Raw genomic sequence first — 5,085 nt, 5'->3', positions numbered from 1 at the left:
GGCGGGATCACCAGCAGCACGCGGTCTCCGACGTGCTTGCCGACCAGGCCCTCGTCCCAGCCCTTGATGACCTTGCCGGCGCCGATCACGGTACTGAAGGCCTGCTTGTGGGTGAACGACGAGTCGAAGGTCTTGCCGGTGTTCCAGTCCACACCGGTGTACTGCATCACCAGGGTCCGGCCGTTGCCGATCACCTCGCCGGCGCCCTGGATGAGCGTGTCGGCGACCAGGGCGGCCGGCGGCTTCGCGCCCGCCGGGATGGTGACCTGGGGGTTGCCGCTGCCCGGATCGCCGCTCACTGCCGGCAACCCGGCTCCCGCCTGCGCGCCCTGCTTGCCGGTGATGTCGGCGGTCGCCGGGTATCCGGCGACGACGTCGAGTACGAAGATCAGGTCGTCGTTCGGTCCGACTCCGGCCTGCGCGTTGCCCTGGCTGCCGAAGGCCTGCGCGGGCGGGGCCACGACCTCGATCCGGCTGCCGACCTTCGCTCCGACCAGCGCGGTGCCCCATGCGGGCAGCAGGCCGCTCGATCCGAGCGTGACCACCTGCGGCTGGTTCGGCGTCTTGCCGCCGTCGGTCGAGTAGGTGTCGCCGAGCTGCTTGGCGCCGGTCCAGTTCATCACCGTGTAGTTGACCGCCGCCAGCTCGCCGTTGGCCAGCGCCGTGCCGCTGCCCTGCACGAGCACCTTGGTCTCCAGCGAGGTCGGCGCGGCGGCGCCGGAGGGCAGGGTGATGACGGCTTTCTGCCCGACCGCGCCGGTCACCTGCGGCAGGCTGCCGCCGCTCTGGCCGGAACCGGAGGACGAACTACAGCCCGCCAGCGCCAGCGCCAATCCGAGCGGCACCGCCGCCACGGCGGCAGCCCTCGCCGATCTCGGCGACGTCCTCGACCCGGCCCGCCGGGCGCTCATCTTTTCTTCACGTAGCACGGGCCCAACCCTACAAGGCCGCTACATGGAGGCGATGAGTTTCTCCACGCGTTCGTCCACGGAGCGGAACGGATCCTTGCACAGGACGGTGCGCTGCGCCTGGTCGTTGAGCTTGAGGTGCACCCAGTCCACGGTGAAGTCCCGGCGCTGCTCCTGGGCCCGCTTGATGAACTCGCCGCGCAGCTTGGCCCGGGTGTTCTGCGGCGGCACCGACTTGGCCGCGAAGATGTCCAGGTCACGAGCCGTACGGTCGACCGCTCCACGTCGCTCCAGCAGGTAGTACAGTCCGCGGCGGCGGCTGATGTCGTGGTACGCCAAGTCCAGCTGCGCTATCCGCGGATGCGAGATCGGCAGGTCGTGCTTCTCCTGGTAGCGCTGGATCAGCCGGTACTTGATCACCCAGTCGATCTCGCGCTCGATCTTGCTCAGCTCGCCCTGCTCGATCGCGTCCAGGGTGCGCTCCCACAGCTCCAGCACCCTGGCCACCGGCGCAGTGCGCAGGTCGCGCCGCTCGGCGAAGTCGGCAGCCTTGGTCAGGTACTCGCGCTGGATCTCCAGCGCCGAGACCTCGCGGCCGTTGGCCAGCCGGATCTTGCGCTGCCCGGTCAGGTCGTGCGAGACCTCGCGGATGGCCCGGATCGGGTTCTCCAGCGTCAGGTCGCGCATCACAAGACCGGCCTCGACCATCCGCAGCACCAGGTCGGTGGCGCCGACCTTGAGCAGCATCGTGGTCTCGCTCATGTTCGAGTCGCCCACGATCACGTGCAGCCGCCGGTAGCGCTCGGCGTCGGCGTGCGGCTCGTCCCGGGTGTTGATAATCGGCCTGGAGCGGGTCGTCGCGGAACTGACGCCCTCCCAGATGTGTTCGGCGCGCTGGCTGACGCAGTACACCGCGCCACGCGGGGTCGGCAGCACCTTTCCGGCGCCGCAGATCAGCTGACGGGTCACCAGGAACGGGATGAGCACGTCGGCCAGCCGGGAGAACTCCCCGTGCCGGGTGACCAGGTAGTTCTCGTGGCAGCCGTAGGAGTTGCCGGCCGAGTCCGTGTTGTTCTTGAACAGGTACACGTCGCCGGCGATGCCCTCTTCGTGGAGCCGTCGCTCGGCGTCCACGAGCAAGCCTTCGAGGATCCGCTCCCCCGCCTTGTCGTGCACCACCAGTTCCTCGACGGAGTCGCACTCCGGGGTGGCGTACTCCGGGTGCGAGCCGACGTCCAGGTACAGCCGAGCGCCGTTGCGCAGGAACACGTTCGAGGAGCGCCCCCAGGAGACCACGCGGCGGAACAGGTACCGGGCCACCTCGTCCGGGGACAGCCGCCGCTGCCCACGGAACGTGCAGGTGACACCGTATTCGTTCTCTAGTCCGAAGATCCGACGGTCCATCGGTTTCCCCACCGCCTCTGTCCCTAGGGGAGTATGTGGACTCTTAGAAGTACCTATCCACTGCCGCGAAGTCCCAACCGGAACCCCGCAGACCCTCAGTCCTCCGGACCGTCGTGGCCCTCCTCCTCGTCCAGCACGCCGTCGATGTCCTCCAGGATGTCGCCCTGCTCACCTGAGCCACCGGAAGCGCCACCCGCAGCCGATCCGCTCGCATCGACGCCGCTGTCCTCCTCGGCGCCACCGCCGTTCCCATTCCCATTCCCGTTCTCGGCGAACGCGGCCTCGTCCGCGCCCGGCTCGTCGGCCAGCAGCCGCGCGAGTTGAGCGCCGACCAGACGGCGGAACTTGCGGTCCCGCTGCCGGTTGCGGTCCAGCACCGCGACTTCGAGCTGAGTCGGCGACAGCTCGCGCGTCTCGGTGCCGTCGCGCCCGAGCGCCGCGACGGCCGTGCGCAGGGCGGCGCCGAGGTGAGCACCCTCGGTGTAGCTGCCTTCGAGCACCCCGCTGACCGCGTCGGCCGCGCCGCCGATCACCACGAAGCCGTGCGCGTCGGCCACCGAGCCGTCGTAGGTCAGCCGGTAGATCTGGTCCTGCTCGGGCCGGTCGCCGACCTCCGCGATGATCAGCTCGACCTCGTAGGGCTTGCCGCCGGCCTCGGAGAAGATCGTGCCGAGGGTCTGCGCGTAGGCGTTGGCCAGGCCGAGGGCCGAGACGTCCCGGCGGTCGTACAGGTAGCCGCGGGTGTCGGCGAGCCGTACGCCGGCCTGCCGCAGGTTCTCGAACTCGTTGTACTTGCCGGCCGCCGCGAAGCCGACCCGGTCGTAGATCTCGCTGATCTTGTGCAGCACCCGGGACCGGTTCTCGGCGACGAACAGGATCCCGCCGTCGTAGTTGAGCACCGCGACCGAGCCGCCGCGCGCGATGTTCTTGCGCACGTAGTCGGCCCGGTCCTTCATCAACTGCTCGGGCGACACGTAGAACGGGGTCGTCATGGATTCCTCGTCGTCTGTCGATCTGCGAAGGGGTCGGACGTCAGCGCAGCGGGGCCTGCGGGCCGTCGGGCGAGCGGTGCCGCGCGTCGACGACCTCGTGGACCAACTCGGAGACCTCGTCCTCGGGCAGCCGCCGGTAGCCGTCCTCGGTCACCGTGGCGATCACCGGGTAGATGCGCCGGGTGGTGTCCGGGCCGCCGGTGGCCGAGTCGTCGTCGGCCGCGTCGTAGAGCGCCTGGATCGCCACGGTGGCCGCGCCGACGGGGTCCAGGTCGGAGCGGTACAGCTTCTTGAGCGCGCCGCGGGCGAACACCGAGCCCGAGCCCACCGAGTAGAAGCCGTGCTCCGGGTACTGGCCGCCGACCGGGTCGTAGCTGAAGATCCGGCCCTCGCCGGTCTCCAGGTCGTAGCCGGCGAACAGCGGCACGACCGCCAAGCCCTGCATCGCCATGCCGAGGTTGCCGCGGATCAGCGTGGCCAGCCGGTTCGCCTTGCCGTCCAGCGAGAGCTCGACGCCCTCGATCTTCTCGTAGTGCTCCAGCTCGACCTGGAACAGCTTGACCATCTCCACGGCGATCCCAGCGGCGCCGGCGATGCCGACGGCCGAGTACTCGTCGGCCGGGAACACCTTCTCGATATCGCGCTGCGCGATCATGTTCCCCGCGGTCGCCCGCCGGTCACCGGCCATCAGCACGCCGCCCGGGAACGTCATCGACACGATGGTGGTCCCGTGCCGCACATCCAGATGCACGGCGCCGCCCCCAGCCCCAGCCGCGCCGAGCGCGGCCGCTCGCCGCCCCGGCAGATACTCCGGGTTGTAGGCCGCGAGGAACTCGGTGAACGACGACGTGCCGGATTGCATGAAGGCGCCGCCCATCAGGCCGCCGCGAAGCGGTACCTGCTGACCTGGAAACCGTCCAGCCCCTTGCCCTTCCACGAGCTCCCTCTCATCAGATAGTCGACCGCGCGGCCCAGACTGCGCAGATCGTCCCGGAAGTTGCCGAGTCCCTGGTTGCAGTTGAAGCACAGGATGCCTCGTACCCTACCCGTCCCGTGGTCGTGATCGACATGTTCCGGGTCGGGCTTATCACAGATCAGACACTTGTTGTCCTGGTCGGCGAGCATGCACTCCACGTCCGCGACGCCGATCCCGTAGCGATGCCGCAAGTGGTACTCGCGCCGGTCTCCATGGACCTTGATCCGGCTGGCGACCACCCGGGCCTGGAAACAAGGCTTGCAGTAGGAGTTTCGACCGCTGGCTTTGCGGGTGGCGATCGGGAAGTCATCCACCGCTTTGACCTCCTCGCAGTCACGGCACCACTTCATGCCTTCGGGCACCTGCGGCGCCGTGACGCGCTTCACCACCGGAGGCAACCCCTGCCTCTCGCGCCGGCGAGCGCGATACCGCTCATTCCGAATCGACCCGCAGGGTTTGCAATACACCCCATAACCGTCTTTCGCGTGCGCCCAACGCCAGAACTCACTGACCGGCTTGGTCTCGCCACAGTCCCTACAGCGCTTCCCCTCGGTCGTTTCCACCATGACCCCCGCTTATCTGTACTCTGATTACTTAAAGTTATATCCGCAGGTCAGACAGCGTGTCACTCGCCGCCTTTCTGGACGAATCCCCTCACAAATGACTCCGCGTCCGTCTCCAGGACCTCGTCGATCTCGTCCAGGACGTCGTCGACGTCCTCGGACAGCTTGGCGTGACGGTCCTTCAGGTCGCTGGTCTCGTCGACGAATTCCTCGTCGGTTTCCTCGGTGTGCTTGGAGGCGCG

At 68.4% G+C, this 5,085-nt stretch carries 6 protein-coding genes; all 6 read right to left on the bottom strand.

Annotation, left to right across the window (positions count from 1 at the left end):
• Positions 1-929 (bottom strand): FKBP-type peptidyl-prolyl cis-trans isomerase (locus tag VGS97_RS22970; RefSeq protein WP_326855701.1); only part of this gene is annotated, 929 nt, incomplete at its 3' end.
• A gap of 21 nt (positions 930-950) precedes the next feature.
• Complete coding sequence (pafA, locus tag VGS97_RS22965; RefSeq protein ID WP_326855700.1) at positions 951-2,312, bottom strand: Pup--protein ligase; 1,362 nt, start codon at positions 2,310-2,312, stop codon at positions 951-953.
• 95 nt (positions 2,313-2,407) lie between these two features.
• Entirely contained in the window at positions 2,408-3,304 is an 897-nt protein-coding gene (gene prcA / locus VGS97_RS22960) for a proteasome subunit alpha (protein ID WP_326855699.1), read from the bottom strand.
• 40 nt (positions 3,305-3,344) lie between these two features.
• On the bottom strand, positions 3,345-4,181 hold the full coding sequence (gene prcB, locus VGS97_RS22955) for a proteasome subunit beta (RefSeq protein ID WP_326855698.1): 837 nt from the start codon (positions 4,179-4,181) through the stop codon (positions 3,345-3,347).
• A complete protein-coding gene (locus tag VGS97_RS22950) occupies positions 4,181-4,669 on the bottom strand; it encodes an endonuclease VII domain-containing protein (protein ID WP_326855697.1) in 489 nt (162 codons plus the stop codon). Before VGS97_RS22950 ends, prcB begins: the two co-directional genes overlap by 1 nt.
• Before the next feature lie 236 nt (positions 4,670-4,905).
• A partial coding sequence (locus VGS97_RS22945) for a ubiquitin-like protein Pup (protein WP_326855696.1) occupies positions 4,906-5,085 on the bottom strand: 180 nt, incomplete at its 5' end.

This window comes from Actinocrinis sp. (assembly GCF_035946395.1).
Classification (GTDB): domain Bacteria; phylum Actinomycetota; class Actinomycetes; order Streptomycetales; family Catenulisporaceae; genus Actinocrinis.
The sequence above is the reverse complement of the archived record's forward strand: the minus strand, read 5'-3'. Positions and strand labels throughout refer to the sequence as shown.